This is a genomic window from Streptomyces achromogenes, assembly GCF_030816715.1.
Lineage (GTDB): Bacteria > Actinomycetota > Actinomycetes > Streptomycetales > Streptomycetaceae > Streptomyces > Streptomyces achromogenes_A.
The window spans coordinates 5,196,447-5,216,718 of record NZ_JAUSYH010000001.1 but is presented as its reverse complement, the minus strand read 5'-3'; the positions used below and the strand labels follow the sequence as shown (position 1 = coordinate 5,216,718).

Annotated in this window: 23 protein-coding genes and 3 tRNA genes; 11 read left to right on the top strand and 15 right to left on the bottom strand. The window is 69.7% G+C overall.

What is annotated here, in order from left to right; translation table 11 throughout:
• Window positions 1-51: 51 nt before the first annotated feature.
• The 6 genes from QF032_RS23535 to QF032_RS23510 form a co-directional block, all read right to left on the bottom strand.
• A complete protein-coding gene (locus tag QF032_RS23535; protein ID WP_307045288.1) occupies window positions 52-984 on the bottom strand; it encodes a hypothetical protein in 933 nt (310 codons plus the stop codon).
• Window positions 985-1,132: 148 nt separating this feature from the next.
• Entirely contained in the window at window positions 1,133-1,858 is a 726-nt protein-coding gene (rplA, locus tag QF032_RS23530; protein ID WP_306949783.1) for a 50S ribosomal protein L1, read from the bottom strand.
• 85 nt (window positions 1,859-1,943) lie between these two features.
• On the bottom strand, window positions 1,944-2,378 hold the full coding sequence (gene rplK, locus QF032_RS23525) for a 50S ribosomal protein L11 (protein WP_005481290.1): 435 nt from the start codon (window positions 2,376-2,378) through the stop codon (window positions 1,944-1,946).
• Window positions 2,379-2,549: 171 nt separating this feature from the next.
• On the bottom strand, window positions 2,550-3,413 hold the full coding sequence (gene nusG / locus QF032_RS23520) for a transcription termination/antitermination protein NusG (protein ID WP_306949784.1): 864 nt from the start codon (window positions 3,411-3,413) through the stop codon (window positions 2,550-2,552).
• A gap of 80 nt (window positions 3,414-3,493) precedes the next feature.
• Window positions 3,494-3,781, bottom strand: a complete 288-nt coding sequence (gene secE / locus QF032_RS23515) for a preprotein translocase subunit SecE (RefSeq protein WP_057584698.1) — start codon at window positions 3,779-3,781, stop codon at window positions 3,494-3,496.
• A 114-nt stretch (window positions 3,782-3,895) separates the two neighbouring features.
• Window positions 3,896-3,968, bottom strand: a tRNA-Trp gene (locus QF032_RS23510).
• A gap of 227 nt (window positions 3,969-4,195) precedes the next feature.
• Here QF032_RS23510 and QF032_RS23505 point away from each other — a divergent pair.
• Both QF032_RS23505 and QF032_RS23500 read left to right on the top strand, forming a co-directional pair.
• Window positions 4,196-5,422 carry a pyridoxal phosphate-dependent aminotransferase gene (locus QF032_RS23505; protein WP_306949785.1) on the top strand — a complete coding sequence of 409 codons (1,227 nt, stop codon included), beginning with the start codon at window positions 4,196-4,198 and terminating at the stop codon, window positions 5,420-5,422.
• 123 nt (window positions 5,423-5,545) lie between these two features.
• Window positions 5,546-6,577, top strand: a complete 1,032-nt coding sequence (locus QF032_RS23500; protein WP_307057386.1) for an adenosine deaminase — start codon at window positions 5,546-5,548, stop codon at window positions 6,575-6,577.
• Window positions 6,578-6,638: 61 nt separating this feature from the next.
• On the opposite strand, the gene QF032_RS23495 is transcribed toward QF032_RS23500, so the two are convergent.
• From QF032_RS23495 to QF032_RS23470, 6 genes are all read right to left on the bottom strand, one after another.
• Complete coding sequence (locus tag QF032_RS23495) at window positions 6,639-7,694, bottom strand: UDP-N-acetylmuramate dehydrogenase (RefSeq protein WP_307057384.1); 1,056 nt, start codon at window positions 7,692-7,694, stop codon at window positions 6,639-6,641.
• A gap of 107 nt (window positions 7,695-7,801) precedes the next feature.
• Window positions 7,802-8,233, bottom strand: coding sequence for a MaoC family dehydratase (locus QF032_RS23490; protein ID WP_306949788.1), 432 nt, complete (start codon window positions 8,231-8,233; stop codon window positions 7,802-7,804).
• Window positions 8,234-8,240: 7 nt separating this feature from the next.
• Complete coding sequence (locus QF032_RS23485) at window positions 8,241-8,711, bottom strand: MaoC family dehydratase N-terminal domain-containing protein (RefSeq protein ID WP_307057382.1); 471 nt, start codon at window positions 8,709-8,711, stop codon at window positions 8,241-8,243.
• Between the two features lie 121 nt (window positions 8,712-8,832).
• Window positions 8,833-8,997 (bottom strand): 50S ribosomal protein L33, encoded by a 165-nt coding sequence (gene rpmG / locus QF032_RS23480; protein WP_003948671.1) that lies wholly within the window; start codon window positions 8,995-8,997, stop codon window positions 8,833-8,835.
• Between the two features lie 88 nt (window positions 8,998-9,085).
• Window positions 9,086-9,158: transfer RNA gene (locus QF032_RS23475), tRNA-Met, on the bottom strand.
• Between the two features lie 46 nt (window positions 9,159-9,204).
• Window positions 9,205-9,277, bottom strand: a tRNA-Thr gene (locus QF032_RS23470).
• Window positions 9,278-9,579: 302 nt separating this feature from the next.
• Between QF032_RS23470 and QF032_RS23465 the strand changes: the two genes are divergently transcribed.
• On the top strand, window positions 9,580-10,845 hold the full coding sequence (locus QF032_RS23465; protein WP_307057380.1) for an amidohydrolase family protein: 1,266 nt from the start codon (window positions 9,580-9,582) through the stop codon (window positions 10,843-10,845).
• Between the two features lie 183 nt (window positions 10,846-11,028).
• Window positions 11,029-11,685: an SDR family oxidoreductase gene (locus tag QF032_RS23460; RefSeq protein ID WP_307057377.1), complete on the top strand. Its 657-nt coding sequence runs from the start codon at window positions 11,029-11,031 to the stop codon at window positions 11,683-11,685.
• Between the two features lie 152 nt (window positions 11,686-11,837).
• Here QF032_RS23460 and QF032_RS23455 read toward each other — a convergent pair whose 3' ends face one another.
• Window positions 11,838-12,050 carry a hypothetical protein gene (locus QF032_RS23455; protein WP_306955975.1) on the bottom strand — a complete coding sequence of 71 codons (213 nt, stop codon included), beginning with the start codon at window positions 12,048-12,050 and terminating at the stop codon, window positions 11,838-11,840.
• A gap of 107 nt (window positions 12,051-12,157) precedes the next feature.
• Here QF032_RS23455 and QF032_RS23450 point away from each other — a divergent pair, with 107 nt between their 5' ends.
• Window positions 12,158-12,454, top strand: a complete 297-nt coding sequence (locus tag QF032_RS23450; protein ID WP_307045282.1) for a hypothetical protein — start codon at window positions 12,158-12,160, stop codon at window positions 12,452-12,454.
• Between the two features lie 1,202 nt (window positions 12,455-13,656).
• Here the strand turns inward: QF032_RS23450 and QF032_RS23445 are convergent.
• Both QF032_RS23445 and QF032_RS23440 read right to left on the bottom strand, forming a co-directional pair.
• The gene (locus QF032_RS23445) at window positions 13,657-14,334 is read right to left on the bottom strand and encodes an AAA family ATPase (RefSeq protein ID WP_307057375.1); all 678 of its coding nucleotides are present in this window, start codon (window positions 14,332-14,334) and stop codon (window positions 13,657-13,659) included.
• Window positions 14,331-15,089, bottom strand: coding sequence for a GntR family transcriptional regulator (locus QF032_RS23440; RefSeq protein WP_307057373.1), 759 nt, complete (start codon window positions 15,087-15,089; stop codon window positions 14,331-14,333). The genes QF032_RS23445 and QF032_RS23440 overlap by 4 nt, the downstream gene beginning before the upstream one ends.
• 471 nt (window positions 15,090-15,560) lie before the next feature.
• Here QF032_RS23440 and QF032_RS23435 point away from each other — a divergent pair, with 471 nt between their 5' ends.
• The 6 genes from QF032_RS23435 to QF032_RS23410 all read left to right on the top strand — a co-directional run bounded on the left by QF032_RS23435 (window position 15,561) and on the right by QF032_RS23410 (window position 20,028).
• Window positions 15,561-15,830 carry a DUF6284 family protein gene (locus QF032_RS23435; RefSeq protein WP_307057371.1) on the top strand — a complete coding sequence of 90 codons (270 nt, stop codon included), beginning with the start codon at window positions 15,561-15,563 and terminating at the stop codon, window positions 15,828-15,830.
• A complete protein-coding gene (locus QF032_RS23430) occupies window positions 15,827-16,276 on the top strand; it encodes a Pycsar system effector family protein (RefSeq protein ID WP_307057369.1) in 450 nt (149 codons plus the stop codon). Before QF032_RS23435 ends, QF032_RS23430 begins: the two co-directional genes overlap by 4 nt.
• Window positions 16,273-17,145, top strand: a complete 873-nt coding sequence (locus QF032_RS23425) for a protein spdB (protein WP_307057367.1) — start codon at window positions 16,273-16,275, stop codon at window positions 17,143-17,145. Before QF032_RS23430 ends, QF032_RS23425 begins: the two co-directional genes overlap by 4 nt.
• Window positions 17,145-17,492 (top strand): RRQRL motif-containing zinc-binding protein, encoded by a 348-nt coding sequence (locus QF032_RS23420; RefSeq protein ID WP_307060347.1) that lies wholly within the window; start codon window positions 17,145-17,147, stop codon window positions 17,490-17,492. The genes QF032_RS23425 and QF032_RS23420 overlap by 1 nt, the downstream gene beginning before the upstream one ends.
• A 1-nt stretch (window position 17,493) precedes the next feature.
• Complete coding sequence (locus tag QF032_RS23415) at window positions 17,494-17,811, top strand: hypothetical protein (RefSeq protein ID WP_307057366.1); 318 nt, start codon at window positions 17,494-17,496, stop codon at window positions 17,809-17,811.
• 111 nt (window positions 17,812-17,922) lie between these two features.
• Window positions 17,923-20,028, top strand: coding sequence for an FtsK/SpoIIIE domain-containing protein (locus tag QF032_RS23410; protein ID WP_307057364.1), 2,106 nt, complete (start codon window positions 17,923-17,925; stop codon window positions 20,026-20,028).
• Window positions 20,029-20,272 lie beyond the last annotated feature (244 nt).

The following is a 20,272-nucleotide window of genomic DNA, read 5'->3' as shown; positions in this document are numbered from 1 at the left end:
GCACAGCAAGACCGTGAAGGTATCCCATGATCCCGGAGGAGGTCCCGTGAATTACGAGCCGCCGGCCGCCTCCTGCTGCTTCACCAACTCACGGAAGTCCGTCGTGTCGCCGGCCGGGGGCGCCTCGGCCGAGACCTCGGTGCCGTAGTCGCTGTAGAAGGCGGTCTGGCTGTACGCGCCGGCCGTGGTCTCGCCCTTCTCGACCTTCTTGGCCAGCAGGTCCCGGTCGTCGACCCAGATGTCGACGGTCTCGGTGGTGACACCGGCCTGTTCCAGCGTCTTCTTCAGCTCCTCGAGCTGGCTCCGGCCGAGGTGGGAGTTCTTCTCGGCGAGGTCGGCCACCTCGACCGTGCCGGAGTAGTGCGTGGTGTTCCGGCCCCGCACCTTCTCCCGGCCGACCTCGCGGACGTCACCGGAGGCCAGCAGCAGCTTCACCGACTGGTTGGGAGTGGTGTTCGTGAGCTGGTCCTTCAGATACGCGCCGGAGCCGCCGCCGAGCTTCTCCAGGTCGTCGTACGCGTACTTGATCCAGTGTCTGCCGCCGGCCTGCCCCGCGAAGGAGTCGCCCATCCTGGCGTAGTAGGCGTCGGGCAGGTACCGGGCCTCCATGGAGGTGGCGCCCATCTGCCGCATCGTGTCGGCCATGGTGCCGCCGGTGTACGTGATGGTGAGCGTGCCGGTGAGGCCGTCCTTCCAGCCCAGTACGCCCTCCGCGGTCATCGACATCACCGAGCCCATGGCCGTGGTGGACTCGACCTTCGCGGAGTCGGCGCCGTCGGTGGACTTCTCGGCGCTCCGCAGCGCCGCGACGGGGCTGAGCCGCGGGCTGCCGCCCCCGGCCTCACCGGAGCCGCCCGCGCCCCCGGAGCCGCTCGCTCCGCCGGAACCGCCCGGGCCGCCCGATCCGCTGCAGGCCGTCGCCCCCGCCAGCAGGATCACTGCCGCGATCGAGAGGCCCGCACGGCGCACACTCGTGCACTTCATTCGTCCCACCCCCATGGAATGCCCGTCCCTGGAAGGTAACGCACAGCACCGACAGTCGTACGAAGAAAGAGAGGTACGACAAAAAGGGACGAGCCCCGCACCTCGAAAGGTTGCGGGGCTCGTCGCCGACTCGGGCGAACCGTCAGGTTCAGACCGCGGCCGGGTCCTCCTCGACGAGAAGGTTCCGGGTGCGGTTCGGGTCGACCGGGACGCCGGGGCCGATCGTGGTGCTGATCGCGGCCTTCTTGATGTAGCGGCCCTTGGCGGCGGACGGCTTCAGACGGAGGATCTCCTCCAGCGCCGCGCCGTAGTTCTCCACCAGCTTGTCGTCGTCGAAGGACGCCTTGCCGATGATGAAGTGCAGGTTCGAGTGCTTGTCGACGCGGAACTCGATCTTGCCGCCCTTGATCTCGGTCACGGCCTTGGCCACGTCCGGGGTCACGGTGCCGGTCTTCGGGTTGGGCATCAGACCACGCGGGCCGAGGACGCGGCCGAGGCGGCCGACCTTGCCCATGAGGTCCGGGGTGGCGACGACGGCGTCGAAGTCCAGACGCCCCTTCGCCACCTCGTCGATCAGTTCGTCGGAGCCGACGATGTCGGCGCCCGCGGCCTCCGCGGCCGCAGCACGGTCACCGGTCGCGAAGACCAGGACCCGGGCGGTCTTGCCGGTGCCGTGCGGCAGGTTCACGGTGCCACGGACCATCTGGTCGGCCTTGCGCGGGTCGACACCCAGGCGGAAGGCGACCTCGACGGTGCCGTCGAACTTGCTCGTGGAGGTCTCCTTGGCGAGACGGACGGCCTCGAGCGGGGCGTAGAGCTTCTCCCGGTCGATCTTGGCGTCCGCAGCGCGGAGGGACTTGCTGCGCTTGCTCACTACTGCTCCAGTGTGTCTTGAGGAGTCGTGGTACGGGCCGAGCAGGCCCTGCCACGGTGCTACGAAGGTGCTACGGGGCTGGGGATCAGCCCTCGACCGTGATGCCCATGGAGCGGGCGGTGCCGGCGATGATCTTCGACGCGGCGTCCAGGTCGTTGGCGTTCAGGTCGGGAAGCTTGGTCGTGGCGATCTCACGGACCTGCGCCTCGGTGATCTTGGCGACCTTGGTCTTGTGCGGCTCGCCCGAGCCCTTCTCGACACCCGCGGCCTTGAGGATCATCTTCGCGGCCGGCGGCGTCTTGGTGACGAAGGTGAAGGAGCGGTCCTCGTAGACCGTGATCTCCACCGGGATCACCCAGCCACGCTGCGACTCGGTCGCGGCGTTGTAGGCCTTGCAGAACTCCATGATGTTGACGCCGTGCTGGCCGAGCGCGGGGCCGACCGGCGGCGCGGGGTTGGCCGCACCGGCGTTGATCTGGAGCTTGATGAGCCCCGTGACCTTCTTCTTCTTGGGAGGCATTGCTCTCTCCGGGTCCTAGTGAGAGTTTTTTCAGCCTTCCGGTCCGGATGATCCGGATGGAGGCATACCGCACAACGATAACGGGTATCTCTGCGCGGCCAAAAACCGAGCAGGTCAGGCGAGCTGTGACAGCCCGCCTGACCTGGTCGGAGGCGTGTGTTCCAGAAGGAGCTAGTTCTTCTGGATCTGGTCGAAGCTGAGCTCGACCGGGGTCTCGCGGCCGAAGATCTCGACGAGGCCCTTGACCTTCTTCGAGTCGGCGTTGATCTCGTTGATCGTGGCCTGCAACGTGGCGAAGGGGCCGTCGGTGACGGTGACCGAGTCGCCCACCTCGAAGTCCAGCACCTGGACCTCGACCTTGCGGGCCGGAGCCGGCTTGCCCTCGGCCTCGGCGGCCTCACGGGCGGCCTTCTCCTCGGCCTCCGGGGCGAGCATCTTGACGATCTCGTCCAGGGTCAGCGGGTACGGGTCGTAGGCGTTGCCCACGAAGCCGGTGACGCCGGGGGTGTTGCGGACGACGCCCCAGGACTCGTTCGTCAGGTCCATGCGCACCAGCACATAGCCGGGGAGCTTGTTCTGACGGATGGTTTTGCGCTCGCCGTTCTTGATCTGCGCGACCTCTTCCTGCGGCACTTCGGCCTGGAAGATGAAGTCCTCGACGTTCAGCGAGACGGCGCGCTGCTCCAGGTTGGTCTTCACGCGGTTCTCGTAGCCGGCGTACGTGTGGATGACGTACCACTCGCCGGGGAGGGTGCGCAGTTCCTCGCGCAGGGCGACGACGGGGTCGACCGGCTCGGCCGGCTCTTCCTCTTCGGCTTCCTCGGACTCTTCGGCGACGGCCTCGTCGGCGTCATCGTCCTCGGCGCCCGCGGCGTCCTCGTCCTCGACGTGCAGCGCGGCTTCCTCCGCGGGCTCGCCCGCGTCGGCCTCGGCAGCCTCGAACTCGTCCACCTCGTCCGAGCCCTCGACGATGTCGAGCTCGTCGTCCACGGACTCGTTCGGCTCGATGGCGTCGTTCAGGTTCTGGTCAGACACGGTGGCTGCTTCTTCCTGGATACATAGGGGTGGAACATGCGAAAGGGGCGCCGGATACCTCGGCGCCCTTCGCTCTAGGCTCAGCCAAAGACATACTTGGCGGCGTGGCTGAGTCCATAGTCAATCACGGTCACCAGGCCGATCATGATGACGACGAACACGATCACCACGGTGGTGTACGTCGTCAGCTGACCTCGAGTGGGCCATACGACCTTGCGGAGCTCCGCAACGATCTGGCGGTAGAAGAGCGCGAGGCGCTTCAGCGGGCCCTTCTTGGCGCGCTTGCCGCCCTTACGAGCCTTCTTCTTCGCCTCAGGCGCCTCGTCCTGGGCATCAGGCGTGTCGATGGAGCCCACGGCGTCCGCCATTCGTCCTCACCTGTTCCCGGGTCGTGGCCGTGCCGCGCCCGGTCTGAGCCGCACGGCGAGTGCATTGCTGTACGTACATGCGCTGCGCACACATCCTGGTGACGGAGTGTGTAGCAGGGCCGGAGGGACTTGAACCCCCAACCGCTGGTTTTGGAGACCAGTGCTCTACCAATTGAGCTACGACCCTTTGTGTGTCCCCAACGTACCGCATCCGCCCGGGTGCTCGGTGTGCACCTGATGTGGCGCGGCTGTCGAAGGCCAACGACGTGTGAGTGTACGTGGTCTTGAGCGCCTCGTCGAACGGAAAGCGGCCTTGATCGGATTCCTTCGGATGTTCTCTTTGCTGACCGGTCGGCTGACCAGTCCGTGAAACCCGTGTGCCGGGCCCGTTTCCGGTCTGAAACCATGGGCCCCATGAGCGCTGCAACCCCTCCCACCGACCGCCGGGTCTCCGCCCGAGTCGGCGCGATCTCCGAGTCCGCCACCCTCGCCGTGGACGCCAAGGCCAAGGCCCTGAAGGCCGCCGGGCGTCCGGTGATCGGCTTCGGCGCCGGCGAGCCCGACTTCCCGACCCCGGACTACATCGTCGAGGCCGCGATCGAGGCCTGCAAGAACCCCAAGTTCCACCGGTACACGCCGGCCGGGGGTCTGCCCGAGCTGAAGGCCGCGATCGCCGCGAAGACGCTGCGTGACTCCGGCTACGAGGTCGAGGCCTCGCAGATCCTGGTCACCAACGGCGGCAAGCAGGCCATCTACGAGGCCTTCGCCGCGATCCTCGACCCGGGCGACGAGGTCATCGTCCCGGCCCCGTACTGGACCACGTACCCGGAGTCGATCCGGCTGGCCGGCGGCGTCCCGGTGGACGTGGTGGCCGACGAGACGACCGGTTACCGCGTCTCCGTCGAGCAGTTGGAGGCGGCCCGCACGGAGCGGACGAAGGTCGTCCTGTTCGTCTCCCCCTCGAACCCGACCGGAGCGGTCTACAGCGCCGAGGACGCCGAGGCGATCGGCCGCTGGGCCGTCGAGCACGGCCTGTGGGTCATGACGGACGAGATCTACGAGCACCTCGTCTACGGCGACGCGACGTTCACCTCGCTGCCGGCGATCCTCCCCGAGCTGCGCGACAAGTGCATCGTCGTCAACGGCGTCGCCAAGACGTACGCGATGACCGGCTGGCGGGTGGGCTGGATCATCGGCCCGAAGGACGTCGTCAAGGCCGCGACGAACCTGCAGTCGCACGCCACCTCGAACGTCTCCAACGTGGCGCAGATCGCCGCCCTGGCCGCCGTCTCCGGCGACCTGTCGGCCGTCGAGACGATGCGCGAGGCCTTCGACCGGCGCCGCAGGACGATCGTCCGGATGCTCAACGAGATCGACGGCGTCGTCTGCCCGGAGCCCGAGGGCGCGTTCTACGCGTACCCGTCGGTGAAGGCGCTGCTCGGCAAGGAGATCCGCGGCAGGCGTCCGCAGACTTCGGTCGAGCTGGCCGCGCTGATCCTGGAGGAGGCCGAGGTCGCGGTGGTGCCGGGCGAGGCCTTCGGCACCCCGGGGTATCTGCGGCTGTCGTACGCGCTGGGCGACGAGGACCTCGTCGAGGGCGTGAGCCGTATCCAGAAGCTGCTGGCGGAGGCCAGGGACTGACGTCCGTCTCCCCCACGGGACCGCATGCCGACGCCGGCGTGCGGTCCCGCTGCTTTGTGCGAGCAAGACCACGTTCGGGGAAAGTGCTACCGAGACGCCCGGGACGTACGGCAGGATCGCTGAATGGAGCGTGTACGTGATGTCTCTGAGCTGCCGAAAGCCCATCTGCACCTGCACTTCACCGGGTCGATGCGGGCCACCACCGTGCTGGAACTGGCCGACAAGTACGGCGTGCACCTGCCGGACGCACTGACCGAGGCGCTGACCAGCGGGGAGCCACCCAAGCTGCGGGCCACGGACGAACGGGGCTGGTTCCGCTTCCAGCGCCTGTACGACGCGGCCCGGTCGTGTGTGCGGGAGCCGGAGGACATCCAGCGGCTGGTGCGGGAGGCCGCCGAGGAGGACCTCAAGGACGGCTCGCACTGGCTGGAGATCCAAGTCGACCCGACGTCGTACGCGCCCCGGCTGGGCGGGCTGATCCCGGCGCTGGAGATCATCCTGGACGCGGTGGAGACGACATCGCGCGAGACCGGGCTCGGCATGCGGGTCCTCGTCGCGGCGAACCGGATGAAGCACCCCCTGGACGCCCGCACCCTGGCCCGGCTGGCCGTGCGGTACGCGGACCGCGGGGTGGTCGGCTTCGGGCTCTCCAACGACGAACGCAGGGGCATGGCCCGGGACTTCGACCGGGCGTTCGCGATCGCCCGCGAAGGCGGGCTGCTGTCCGCCCCGCACGGCGGCGAGCTGACCGGCCCGTCGTCCGTCCGCGACTGTCTGGACGACCTGTACGCGAACCGGCTCGGGCACGGCGTACGCGCGGCCGAGGACCCCCGGCTGCTGAGGAAGCTCGCCGAACGCGGGGTGACCTGCGAGGTCTGCCCGGCCTCGAACGTCGCCCTGGGCGTGTACGAGAAGCCCGAGGACGTCCCACTGCGCACCCTGTTCGACGCGGGCGTCCCCATGGCGCTGGGCGCCGACGACCCGCTGCTCTTCGGCTCGCGCCTGGCGGCCCAGTACGAGATCGCCCGCCGCCACCACGCCTTCACGGACGAGGAGTTGGCGGAACTGGCCCGGCAGTCGGTGCGGGGCTCGGCGGCGCCCGAGGACGTACGCCGGAAGCTGCTCTCGGGCGTGGACGACTGGCTGGCGTCCTGAGCGCCCCGCCGAGCCCCGGCTGGTGAGCCGCGCTCCCCGGGCCCCGGGAGCCGGTCGGGGCCTACAGCCCGACGCCCACCATCACCGGCTCGTTGACCAGGGTGACCCCGAAGGCGTCGCGCACGCCGGCGACGACCTCGCGGGCCAGCGCCAGCAGGTCTTCCGTGGTCGCCTCGCCCCGGTTGGTGAGGGCGAGCGTGTGCTTGGTCGAGATGCGGGCGGGGCCGCTGCCGTACCCCTTGGTGAAGCCCGCCTTGTCGATCAGCCAGGCGGCCGAGGTCTTGGTGTGCCCCTGGCCGGCCGGATAGGCGGGCGGCTCGGCGCCCTCGCCCAGCCGCTCCTTCACGCGCGCGTGGAACGCGGCGAAGTCGGCGTCGGTGAGGATCGGGTTGGTGAAGAACGAACCGGCCGACCAGGTGTCGTGGTCCTCGGCGTCCAGCACCATGCCCTTCCCTGCGCGCAGCGTCAGCACGGTCTCGCGGGCGTCGGCGAGCGGCACCCGGTCGCCCGGCCCGACGCCCAGCGCGCGTGCCGTCTCGGCGTACTTCAGCGGCGCCGACAGCCCGTCCGCGTCCTCCAGCTCGAAGCGGACCCGCAGGACGACGTACCGGTCCGGGTCGGCCTTGAAGCGGCTGTGGCGGTAGGAGAAGGCGCACTCCTCGGCGGCGAGCGTGACCGTCTCACCCGCCCGGCGGTCGTAGGCGATCACCTCGGTGATCGTGCTGGAGACCTCCTGGCCGTACGCCCCGACGTTCTGGATCGGGGTGGCGCCCGCCGAGCCGGGGATGCCGGCCAGGCACTCGATGCCGGCCAGACCGGCCGCCACGGTGCGGGCGACGGCGTCGCTCCACACCTCGCCCGCGGCCAGCTCCAGCCGCGTCCCGGTGAGTTCGCAGCCGCGGGTGGCGATGCGCAGGGCCGTCCCCTCGAAGCCCTTGTCGCCGATGACGAGGTTGGAGCCGCCGCCGACGATCAGCAGGGGCGTGCCGGCCGCGTCGGCCTCGCGCACGGCTGCGATCACCTCGGCGTCGGTGGTCGCGGTCACCAGCCTGGTGGCGGGGCCGCCCAGCCGGAAGGTGGTCAGCGGGGCGAGCGGGGCGTCGTGGAGTTCCTGCACGCGCCCAGCCTACGAGACACCGCCGACAGCCCGGCCCGCCCGTCACACGTAAGGGGCGCCTCCTCATAGGAGACGCCCCTTACCGCCGGCTGCCGGCTGCCGGCTGCTCAGGCCAGTCGTACGACCGCCCGTGACATTCCCAGGACCTTCTGGCCGCCGCTGGTCACCGTCAGGTCCACCCGCACGGTGTTGTCGTCGAGCTTGGCGGCCACCTTGCCGGTGACCTCGATCACCGCGCCCTGGTCGTCGTTCGGGACGACGACGGGCCTGGTGAAGCGGACGCCGTAGTCCACGAGGGCGCCCGGGTCGCCGGTCCAGTCGGTCACGACGCGGACCGCCTCGGCCATGGTGAACATGCCGTGCGCGATGACGTCCGGCAGGCCCACCTCCTTGGCGAACTTCTCGTTCCAGTGGATGGGGTTGAAGTCTCCGGAGGCGCCCGCGTACTGCACGAGCATGGCGCGGTTCACGGGAAAGGACCGGGCCGGCAGTTCGGTGCCGACCTCGACGTCGTCGTAAGCGATCTTCGTTGTCGTCATCGGTTCCTCACGCCTCCCCGTCGGTCTGCGCCTGCTCCGCCGCACGGGCGACCAGCTTGGTCCAGGCGGTCACGACGTGCTCGCCGGTCTCGTCGTGGACCTCGCCGCGGATGTCCAGGATGTCGTTGCCCGCCATGGACTTCACGGCCTCGATGGTCGAGGTGACGGTCAGGCGGTCACCGGCGCGCACCGGGCGCTTGTAGGCGAACTTCTGGTCGCCGTGCACCACACGGCTGTAGTCGAGTCCCAGCTGCGGGTCCTGGACGACCTGTCCCGCCGCCTTGAAGGTGATCGAGAACACGAAGGTGGGCGGCGCGATCACATCGGCGTACCCGAGTGCCTTGGCGGCCTCCGGGTCGGTGTACACCGGGTTGTCGTCCCCCACGGCCTCGGCGAACTCGCGGATCTTCTCGCGGCCGACCTCGTAGGGATCGGTGGGCGGGTAGCTCCGCCCGACGAAGGACTGGTCGAGCGCCATGGGCCTCGGCACCTCCTGGTTCTCTGCGTCGCTGTGCGTCGCTCTACTGACCGGTACGGGTCGCTCAACGACACGAGGCCGCCCCCGATCACTCGGGGACGGCCTCGCATACGAGCCTGATTTATCGCGTTTCGCGGTGCGCGGTGTGCGCGTTGCAACGCGGGCAGTGCTTCTTCATCTCCAGTCGGTCCGGGTTGTTACGCCGGTTCTTCTTGGTGATGTAGTTCCGCTCCTTGCACTCCACGCAGGCCAGCGTGATCTTCGGGCGGACGTCGGTGGCAGCCACAGGAGTGCTCCTTGACGAACGGATGGGACGATTAACGCATAAAAGAGTAGCCGATCGAAGGACCGACCCCACAATCGGCTACTGTCAGTAGCGGTGACCGGACTTGAACCGGTGACACAGCGATTATGAGCCGCTTGCTCTACCGACTGAGCTACACCGCTTTGATGGGATCGGGCCCCGCCTCGCGACGGGAACCTCACCCACCAGAGCCCCAATACGGAATCGAACCGTAGACCTTCTCCTTACCATGGAGACGCTCTACCGACTGAGCTATTGGGGCGAGCGATGAAGACATTACACGGTCCGCAGCCGTTCGCCCAAATCCGTTTCGCGAGGCCTCCCGGGCCCCGTACCCGGCCCCCTCCGGAGGCCGTCCGCCCGCCCATTTCCCCGAGGTCACAGGGGTCTCTGGAGCCCCTTCGGCACCGCGGACCACACCGGTACGACTATTGCGCTCCTCCCCGCCCTCGCCGAAGTGCCGCCCTAGGCTCGACTCACTCTGCGTGATCACGCGTCCCACCGTGACGCCTGCGTCCTCAGCGTCCCCTGCGCCCCGCACAGTCCCGAGCCCCCTGGAGCCCGATGCCCGACAACCGGCCGCAGTCGCCCCACCCGTGGTCGTCCTCCGGCGCCTTCTCAGGCACACCGGACCCGGCCGCCCTGCTGTTGTGCGGGGCGCGGCTGACGGACGGCCGCACCGTGGACGTACGGCTGGGCCGAGGGCGCATCGAGGCGGTCGGCACGGCCGGCAGTCTGGCGACCGGGCCGGCCCCCGGCGGCGCACGCGTGGACCTCGACGGCTACCTCCTTCTCCCGGCCCCCGCCGAGCCGCACGCGCACGCCGACACCGCGCTCACCGCGGACGCCGACGGCCCCGTCTCGTACGCCCCCGAGGACGTCCAGCGCCGCACCACAGAGGCGGTGCTGCTGCAACTCGGCCATGGCGCGACCGCGCTGCGCGCCCATGTGCGCGTGGGTGACGTCCAGGGCCTCGGCGCGCTGGCCGCCGTCCTGCGGGCCCGGCGCTCACTGCGCGGGCTGGCGGAGCTGACGGCGGTGGCGATGCCGCGCGTGCTGACCGGCGCGGCCGGCGCGAACGGGCTCGCCATGCTGCGGGACGCGGTGAAGATGGGCGCCGCGGTGGTCGGCGGCTGCCCGGACCTGGACCCCGATCCCGCCGGTTACGTGGAGACCGTCCTCGATGTCGCCTCCGAGCACGGCTGCCCCGTCGACCTGCACACCGAGGCAACCGACCCGGCCCGGCTCGCCCGCCTCGCCGCGATGGCCGGCGGTCTGCGGCCGGGCGTCGCCCTCAGTCCCTGCGGCGGGCTCGACCGTCTCCCCGCCGAAGCGGTCGGCCGCACCGCCGACCAACTGGCCGCCGCCGGCGTGACGGTGGTCTGCCTGCCCCAGGGCGGCTGCGGCGCCGTCGAGGGCCGGAGCGCCGCGCCCGTACGGCTGCTGCGCGCGGCCGGGGTGCGGGTGGCCGCCGGCAGCGGCGCGTTGCGGGACGTCTGCAACCCCGTGGGCCGCGGCGACCCCCTCGAGGCGGCCTACCTGCTCGCCTCCCGGCACGGCCTGCGTCCCGAGGACGCCTACGACGCCGTCAGCACCGCCGCGCGGGCCGCGCTGGGCCTGCCCGAGGTCCGCGTGGAGGCCGGCTTCCCCGCCGACCTCCTCGCCGTCCGCGGCGACCGGCTGGCGGGGGTCCTGTCGCTGGCGTACAGCCGCATCGTGATCCACCGCGGGCGAGTGGTGGCTCGCACGAGCGCCGTCCGCGAGTACTGCAACTCCGCGGCCGCGGAGGAGCTGGGCCTGCCACGGCAGGGGCGGGGCGGGCCGCCGTAACGCCACGCGGGCCGGGTGGGCGGGCAGTGCGGCGGCGGACGCAGTGGGGCCGCCCGCGCCCGTACGGCACCGGACGTGGCCGTGCGGTGACGGGTGGGGTCGTGCGGTGACGGACGGGTTGGTGCGGCGGCAGGTGGGGTGGTGCGGCGGCGGACGGGGTCGCCCGGGCGTACGGTCGGAACCATGCGCATTGTCATCGCTGGTGGTCATGGTCAGATCGCGCTGCGGCTGGAGCGGTTGCTCGCCGCGCGCGGGAACGAGGTCGCGGGGATCATCCGCAAGGCCGAACAGGGCGACGACCTGAGGACGGCCGGCGCCGAACCGGTCGTCCTGGACCTGGAGTCGGCGTCCGTCGACAAGGTCGCGGAGCGGCTGCGGGGCGCGGACGCGGCGGTCTTCGCGGCGGGGGCCGGCCCGGGCAGCGGGGTGCAGCGCAAGGACAGCGTGGACAAGGGCGCGGCCGTGCTGTTCGCGGACGCGGCGGTCCGGGCGGGTGTACGGCGCTTCGTGGTCATCTCGTCCATGGGCGCGGACCCGGAGCACCAGGGCGACGACGTCTTCGACGTCTACCTGCGCGCCAAGGGCGAGGCGGACGCGTACGTGCGGGGCCTGGACTCCCTCGACTGGACGATCCTGCGCCCTGGCGCGCTCACGGACGACGCCGGGACCGGCCTGGTCCGCCTGGAGGCCCGCACGGGCCGTGGTTCCGTCCCTCGGGAGGACGTGGCCGCCGTACTGGCGGAGCTCCTGGAATCGCCGGCCACGTCGGGGCTCACCCTGGAGCTGGTCAGCGGCTCGACGCCGGTGCCGGTCGCCGTGAAGGCGGTGGCGGGGAACTGAGGGGGCGGTCCGAGGGCGACCGGGACGGCCCGAGGGCGGCGGCCTGAGGGCAGCCGCGACGACCGTCCGGGCGACGGGCGACCGGGCGACCGGGCGATCGGGGTCGCGCGCCACGCTGCCGCCGGCGGGCACGCGCGCCGGCGTGGACGCGTCTAGAAGAGCGGCAGCTGTCCGGGGAACCCCGGGACCGCATACCCGTCCAACGACGGCTGGACGGCCCCCAGTTGTGCCGTCCTGCGGGAGCCCGGGCAGGAGACGAGGTCCCCGCTCTCCCGGGTCCCGGGCGGATCGTGCCGGGCGAACCGTCCGGCCACGACGGCGATCTCGCGACGGCACTCCGGGCAGCTTCTACGACGGCTGGACAGGCTGGACATGAGGTCAGTGTGCCCCAGTGGGCCACGCGGGTACCCCGCGGCCGGACGCGCCCCGCTCGCCGCGCGGAACCGCCGTCACCTGCCTAGCATCCGTACACGTGGCACATACCTTCCAGGAACTCGTGGAGAAGCAGCGTGCGGCCGACGAGGCGCACGCGAGGGTCGAGCAGTTGCGGGACGCGTACGGCGCGCCGACGACCGCTCCTTGGTCGGAGACCCAGACGGACACCTACGAGACGGCCTGGCGCGCCTGGCGCGACCTCGCCCGCGACGCCCAGACCTCCGTGACGGAGTACGCCAAGGGCGAGCAGAAGCCCCGCACCGACGTCGAGGTGGAGGTGAAGAGGGCGGCGAAGACCCCCCAGGGGGAGGACGGGGCGCCGGAAAACGGCTGAAGCCTTTGCGGAGCCGGGATCGGCCCCCGGACACGAAGAAACCCCTCCGCTCTGCGTTTCCGCAGTTCGGAGGGGTTACCTCTCTCAGCGTGGCGGCGCCAGGATTCGAACCTGGGAAGGCTGAGCCGGCAGATTTACAGCGGGCCCAGTTCACACCCCGCGACCTGCGGTTCCCTCCATGTGCTGCGATACCGGGGAACACCTGGGGGAAGACGGTCAGGCCCTACCGCCGTGGGTTTGCCACGCCCTTCAACTAGTGTCGCCAGGGAAAGCGGCTAACCTACTCCACATCAATCCCCAGATCGTCTCGATTAGGACGGTGCCGAGCATCGCGGAGAGTTGGTCAGAAATTGCACATAGTGCCGGTTTCGCCTTGACCGCCTAGCAATAGGCCTGCACTGACGACTCCCCTATCGCCAAAATGTGAAATGCCGTCTCAGTGATTTCACTGGGCACGACGGACCTCAGACACCGGGCCAGTACTTGCTTCCCGCCATGCGCATAAGCTCCGTTTCAGTATACAGGCGACTTGTCCGGAGACTGGTCATCTCCGCCACACTGTGCAGGTACGCGGAATCGCATTGCAGCTTCTGCATCTGCTGCACAGCCGTTCGGGTCGGCAACGAACCACAGTAAGACGCGGATTTATTTATGTACCACCCCACGGGGTGAAGGGTGGTCGCCGCCGCAGGAGTCGCAGCCAGGATAGCTGCCGCAAATGCGGACAATCCGACTGAAAACCCGACAAGCCTCGCTTTTGCCTGCTTCTTCACTGAAGCCCCCAAGAATCAATGCATCGTGGTTCCTGTGCTTAACCACTGGATCATTACACAGCCGACCCGCTCGCTTCGAGGTGGTTTCAGCCATTCACTGTGCGGAATCCGGTCACGGTTGAGGAGCTCTGGGCCTTTACGTTCGAGGAGAAATCAGCCTCTCAGATGTCTCGAACTGGCAGGCCGGGGCAATTACTGGCAAAATGCATCGCTCGTACCGGATCAAGGCAATGATATGGGCATGTCGGAGTGATTTCATCGTCGTTAATTGATCCACCACAGGGCGCTTTAGGGCAGATGCAGCCTGGCCCAGCCGCATTTTCTACTCCAGGCACGGTATTGTGTATGATTTCTCTCTTCAAGTCTTTCCACCTTCTGAGGCTTCGTGTTGGGCGATCAAAAAAACTTTTCGGTCGAGCTGAGTGATCGCTAGGAGCGAGCGGAGTCCAAGAAAGCGAACACACCCGCAGGGCTTCCCTCGTACAACAGGTGGCGCTCCTCTGACTGAGGGGGGATGAATCGAGCGCGATACCGCTGTAGGTCGTTCTCAGAGAAGTAAATCGAGTTGGGATCGTCGGCGTGAAATATGTTGCGCTTGCTGATCCGCGCCCAAAGCTCTTCGTGGCTTGCTTCGAGATATACGAGCACGGGGGTGGCTCCGACGTCGGTGGCGATTGCTCGCCACCTAGCCCGATCCTCGGGCGTCCAAAAGCCGTGATCGACCACAACATCATGACCAGCCTTGAGTTGCTCCCTTAGTTCATCCGCCACGTCATCGAGGACCGGCCGCTCAAGGGTTGGGAAGGTGCCTCGGGGGAAGTCCACTCCATATACGCCGTGCCGGCGATACATCTCTTCGTCCGGGCACATCCGCACGAACCCACGATCTGTGAGGGCACGTGACAGCGTGGTCTTGCCAGAGCCGGGGAGCCCGGCCATCAGGACGCAGAACGGTGGGCGCAGTGACATCGGTCCCGCCATCGTCTGGGAGATGGCGGCCATCTCCGCTTCGGCTTCGAGCGTGATTGTGCCAGCTCTACAGACCGCATGGGACGCCCGCGGGCCGGCTTCAAGCGCAGGCGCGCGCGTTTCATCAACGGCCGTCAAGGAGACACCTCCGATTCTGTGCGCCATGTACGGCCAGGGCCCCCAAGGTCCACGCCGTATTCGACGACGTTGCCCTCACTGTCGACGAACCTTGCCGTCATCACGACTACCGGTTCCGCCAGCGAGTCTTCGGGATCCAGCTCCAACAGCCGTGCGTACTCAGGGGTGATCACGCGAGCAGAGGCGCTGTCGATGCGGTGACTGATCGGGTGGCCTGTCGCCTGGGCAATGAGCTGAAGCGACGTTCCTCCTGTCAGGCGCTCGCTCGCTGCCAGTTGGGGGATCAGCTTCCCGTACCGGGCGGGAATCCATGACGTGCTGTGGGCCACGATGCCGTGCCGGTCTCGGTAGACCCGGCTTCGGCGGATCACATCGGAGCCGGGCTTGAGGTCCAGCGCCTGGGCCACTTCGGCGGGCGCGGGCACCACACCGGCTTGATGCGAGTCGGACCGTTCGCCTGCCCCCCAACTGGACCCGGTGCGGCGACCTCGGTCCTGGCGCTGCGCCCGCGAGGACATCGGAGCCGGCTGGTCCAGAACCTCCGTCCCGATGCCGTGAATCCCTCGGACGAGACCCTCGTTGCGCAGCTTACGCAGGGCCTTTTCCGCCGTCGCGGTGCTCACCTTCCACTCTTCCGCGAGGTTCTTGATGCTCGGCAAGAGTGACCCCGGCTGTAGCTGACCGGACGTAATCAGCTCTGTGTAGTGGGCGGCAATCTTCGCGTATGGGGCCCGATTGTCGGCCTGGCCTGCCATGTCCCTACTCCCTGTCGTCACTTCCCTGAGGTTCCCTAGCCTACCGCTTGACACCGCAGGGAACCCTAGGGAACCTTAGGGATGTGCCCGCCGGTCACTTCGGGGAACGGCGGTCGCTGAACCTCGGCAGATCTGTGTGCAAAGCGGATGTGAACCGAGGGGTGCGCCAACGCCCGGAGGGCTCCGTGAAACGGGCTCGAAGGAAGCGACAGCAGCTTGAGAACTCAACAGCGTGCCTGGGAGGCCGTCCCTCCCCTGCCAACAAGAGGACGGATGCGTGCGGGCTCGCCCGCACGCGACTGCATGACCAGCCTCCGCAGCGCTTCGCTGTGGCCGGTTGCCTCCGCTGCACGTCTCGTACGTGCAGCGCTGAGGGGAGCCGGATCTACCGACTTCAACGGCGCGCGGCCCCGGTGCTCGAACACCGGGGCCGCTGTTCGGGCCGTTCCTGTGTGAGAGGAACCAAGACCCATGAAGCACATCGGTGCTGCTCAGGTGGTTGTTACCACCAACGTCTTCGACCGTGAGCCGACGCTCGCGGAGCTGGACGCGATCGAGCTGGAGTCCCCGCTGATCCTGGCGGAGGTCGACCTGCTCGACGCCCAGATCATGACCCTCGACCGTCCCGCGAACGAGGTCGACGCCCGCCGCATCCGCCGCGCCCGTAGCCGGGTGCTGGCGGCGCGGCGGGACCTGGTCAACCGCACGGCCGGCGTGGTGCTGTCGGGCGGTGCGGCATGAACACCTCGACTGAGAGCCTGACGGTCGCACTCGCCGAGGTGAAGGCGGAGATCACGCGGACGGACAGCAAGACCGGGCTGTTGCTGGCGTTCGTCGGCGCGGTCCTGGCCGGGACGTGGACGGTCACCCGGGGCCTGCCGCTGAACGTGGCCGCTTGTGTGGTGGGCGGTCTGGGGATGGCGGTGCTGGTCGGTGCGGCCGGGCTGCTGCTGCGGTCGGTGCGTCCGAACCTGAACGGCCGGCACGGCTTCCCGCTGTGGGCCACCCTCACCGCCGAGGAGATCACGACCAGCATGAGCGGCCGGGACCTCGCCGCCGACGTGGCCGGGCTGTCTCGTCTGGCGGTCGCGAAGTTCACGTGCCTGCGCCGCGCGGTCGACCTGACCTGTGCAGGCGGCGCGCTGCTGCTCCTCGCCGCCCTGCTCACGACCGGGGGTGCGGCGTGAACGCCAAGACCGCACGGCCGGCCGTCGCGATGACGGCCGTGTCTATGGTCCTCACCCTCGCCGTGGTGGTGATGTGGCTGGGCACGGCGATGCCGTGGCCGGTCGCTCTGGTCGTCGGTCTGGGCATCGACGGGGGATGGCTGGCCACCCTCGCCTACGAACGCCGTCTCGCGGCGCAGGGCGACCACAGTCACGCGGTGACGGCGGTCGGCTGGTGCTTCGGCCTGCTCGCCACAGGCGTCCTGGTCGCCCACGCCCTCACCGCCGAACAGTCCACCGGGGCCTGGCTGGCCGTCGCCTGGCTTCCCGTCGCGGCCAAGGCCTTGTGGCTGGTTCACGGCATGTGGGAGCGCACCGCGCTCACCCCGGCCGCGCTCGGTGCCATCCGGGGCATTCAGCAGGAAGCGCGGGATGAGGCGGCCGTGGCGCGGGCCCGGCTGAGGGCCGACGCGTCCACCGAGGAGACACGGCTGACGGCCGTGACGGCGGCCGGCGCGCGCGTCGCGAGGGTGCAGGCGAAGACCGCTGCCACCCTCGCGGGGGCGTGGTCGACGCTGGAGACGGCACGGCAGGGCGAGGCCACCGGACGGGCCCTGACCTGCGTGACGAGCACCGTCACGCCCGGCGTCACGCCCGGCGTCACACCCCGCTGGGAACTGCCGGTCTGGGGTCCGGTCGAGCCGCTGGCGACGCTGGCGTTGGAGTCCGCTCCCGCGCTCACGGACGCTGAGCTTGACGCCCTGGTCGACACGATCCGCCACAGCCAGACCCCGGCCCTGTCGTATCGCGAGATGGCCGTGCGCTTCCGGGCGGCCGGCCACTCCGCGTCCGAGGTGCGGCTGCGGGCGGCATGGAAGCGCGTCGCCTGATGGGCGCGCTGCCGGTCTACCGGTGGCACCTGGCCCCGGACGGCTACGCCACCCGCCGCCAGCTCCGGGCCCGCGACCTGCGGCCCGGCGGTCAGGGCGTCGCCGCTCAGCTGGAACGGCCGCGCCGGCGCCGCGGCCCGTTGGTCGCCTACCTCTACCGCGTCGAGCACGCCAAACCGGTGCGGCCGATGACGCCGGCGAAGTGGGCGGCGCTGGCCAAGGCCAACACGGCCCGCCGCACCTGCCCGCGCTGCCGCACGGACGCGGGATACGTGATCCCGCCGTCGCTCGGCATGTGCGTGCCCTGCGCCTACCCCGAACCCGCCGACGCTTTGAGGAGTGCCTGACATGGGCAAGCCCGACACCCGCAGCATCGACCGCGAGATCAGCAAGACGACCCGAAAGCTGGAGGCGGTCCGGCGGGGCGAGATGTGGCCGCTGACCAGTGCCGAGCGGCGCGCCGTGATCGGCGCGCTGGCCGGTGGTTCCTACCGCGTCCTGCGCGGCAAGAGCGCCTCCCGGCAGGAGAACCGGCTGGACAACCTCTCCAGCTCGGTCGAGACCCGCCTGACCGCTGAGCTGACCGCGCTGCACATGGAGCGGGCGCGCATCGTGCGCGAGGCCGCCGCCGCCAAGGCCGCGAAGAAGTCGTCCGGCTGGTGGTGACACCCGCCCGCCCCGCCTGAACCACCCGCCGGGACGGCCCGCCGTCCCGGCCCCTCACCCCTTCCCGCACGCCCTTCCTGCCCCGCTGTGGGGTGTTGAGGAGACTTCCGCATGTCCGAGAACGTCGTTCACCTGCACAAGAACACCGACCCCCCGGCCGTGACCACGCTGACCGTGGTGCCCGACCCGGCACCGCCAGCACCGGTCCCGCTGTGGGTACGCTCCGGGCGCGCCGTCAAGACGGCCGTCACGCACGAGCACACCCGCGCCGCCGGCCGTGCCGCCGTCCGCCACACCCTCTACGTCGCCGGTGGGGCGCGGATCGTGGCCCGTCGCACGTGGGACGGGAAGACCGCGGCCCGCTACGAGCGGTTCATGCGGGCGGCGGAAGCCGCGGGGAACATGGACGCGGCCATGGAGTGGGAGGAGCGCGCGCAGCGCTTCCGCGACGCCCGCCACCGCCGCCGCATGGACCTGCTCCACTCCCCGCTCGACGCGGCCAAGGGCGTCGCCGTGGGCACCGGGATGGGCATAGGCGCACTCGTCGCCCTCGGCGTCGTCATGGCCATCGCGAACCACGACGTCACCGACGTCATCACCCCCATCGCGGCCGTGATCCAGTTCATCAACCTGCTCATCACGATCGTTCAGGTGGTGTGGGGCCCGCTCGTGACCCTAGGCCCGTTCCTCGCCCTGCTCGCCCTGTGGGCCGTCGGCAGCAAGCAGCAGGCCGCCCCGGCATGGGCGATGCCCGCCACCGTCCGCAATGGCGAGGGCGAGCCGATCACCCCGTCCATCGTGGTCAAGGCACTGCGCGACCTCGGGGTGTCCGCCCTGGCCAAGGCCATCAAGGAGATGGGCGACGCCGGCGCGTCCATGCTCGGACCCATCCGCATCGCCGGATGCGGCGTCGAGGTCGACGTCACCCTGCCGTCCGGGGTGGCCACGAACGAAGTGCAAAACCGTCGCCGCAAGCTCGCGGAGAACCTGACCCGGCACGAGCACGAGGTGTTCATCACCATCCCCCAGGCCGCGCGCACGGTGCGGCTGTGGGTCGCCGACTCCGGCGCGCTCGACGAGCCGATCGGCCCGTCCCCGCTGGTCACCGACGAGACCATGACCGCCGACTACGCCAAAGGCCGCGCCCCCTGGGGACAGGACCTGCGCGGCGACGCCGCCGCGCTGAGCCTGTATCAGCGGCACCTACTCATCACGGGTCTGTCCAACCAGGGCAAGACCGTTGCCCTGCGCTCTCTCGCTCTGTGGGTGGCGCTGGACCGGTCGGTGCAGTTCCTCATGGGCGACCTCAAAGGCGTGGGCGACTGGGCCATGTTCGACGGCCTCGCCGCGACCCTGATCCAGGGGCCGACGGATGAGCACGTCATGCAGGTCACGGAGATGGTCGAGGGCGCGGTGGAGGAGATGAACCGCCGCATTCAGGCACCGCCCGGCACCGTGTTCCCGCCGCTGATCGTGGTGGTCGACGAGGCGCAGGTCGCGTTCATGTGCCCGGCCGTGGACGAGGACAAGCGACCCTACGGCGGCTCCAAGGCCACGTCCCGCTACTTCATGGCCGTCCGCAAGATCCACAACCAGGGGCGTGCGGTGAACGTCCTGATGTGGCAGGGCACGCAGGACCCCACCGACCAGAACCTTCCCAAGCTGGTCCGCGAGGGCGCGCACACCCGCGCCTCCCTCGCGCTGGGCACCGAGCAGCAGGCTCGTATGGCGCTGGGGGACAAGGCAGTCGACGGCGGAGCCGCGCCGAACATGCTGCGTCCCGGCTTGGACAAGGGGACGCTGGTCGTCGCGTCCGACGGCATCAAGATTCCGGCCGGGCAGGCGTCCATCACGGTGCGCACGCACTACATCGACGACGACGCGGCCAAGGCCATCACCGACCGGGCCAAGGCCCTGCGCGACGGCGTCACCACGCTGCACGCCATCGAGCGCGGCGAGGACCGCGACCCGCTCGCCGACATCCTGGCCGTCCTCGGCGACGCCTCCCGCGTCCTGACCGCCGACGTCCTCAAGCGGCTCACGGCGTTGAACGCGGATGCCTACGGCCGGTGGACGCCCGGCGACCTCAAGCGCGTCCTGGAGGACGCCGGCGCGGAGCCCTACAAGTCCGACGGCCGCATGGTCGTCGGCCGCGACCGCGTCGCCCGCGCCCTCACGAACCAGGGCGACCAGGGTTCCGCTTCCGCCGACGGATGACGGGGAGGAGACCCCGCCCCGGCCAGGGAGGCAGGGAGAACTCCCTGAACCCCTCCCTGCCCCGCCTCCCTGGCCTTGACCTGCACTGATGATCTCTCAGGGAGGCAGGGAGGCCCGCAGGTCAGCCCCCTGAAACCCCCTGTTGAGGCCTTCCCGAAGGGGGTGGTTCTTCCTCCCTGGCCGATGGCCGGGAGCCGTTCCGCATACGTCCCGCACGATCCCGCCGCGCGCCCTCGAAGGGGGA